Source organism: Pseudoalteromonas sp. S4492 (genome assembly GCF_005886115.1).
Taxonomy (GTDB): domain Bacteria; phylum Pseudomonadota; class Gammaproteobacteria; order Enterobacterales; family Alteromonadaceae; genus Pseudoalteromonas; species Pseudoalteromonas gelatinilytica.
Map to the genome: position 1 here is coordinate 1 of NZ_PNCP01000220.1, position 349 is coordinate 349.

A 349-nucleotide genomic window follows, 5' to 3' on the forward strand; every position below is an offset into this window, starting at 1 on the left:
CCAGGTTAAATGAACTGGAAGCTCTGAATAGACAGCTTCAACTCCAGATGAATGAGCAAACCCGAATGTTGGGTGAAAAGGGTTTCACGATTGCACAGCTCCAGACTCAGGTGATCGCTTCTGGTCAGCATATAGATAATTTGCAAAGCCAGCTTCAGGCTGCCTATGTGAATCATGAACAGTTTGCTCAGCAGGCATTTTCTGCTTTGGAACAGAAGAATCAACAGTTGCTGCAGCAACGTCAGGAATATCTGGACAGTTACCAGCAACTTGAAAATGAATTGGAGCAAGAGAGAGCCAGGCTGGCAGAGCTTCAGCAGAGCTACAAGAATGCTGAAGGGAGAGTGGG

1 protein-coding gene is annotated in these 349 nt (G+C 46.7%); it reads left to right on the forward strand.

Translation table 11 applies throughout. The features are described 5' to 3' along the window. Positions 1-65: 65 nt before the first annotated feature. On the forward strand, positions 66-349 hold a 284-nt coding region (locus tag CWC28_RS21435; protein ID WP_171038351.1), incomplete at its 3' end, for a hypothetical protein.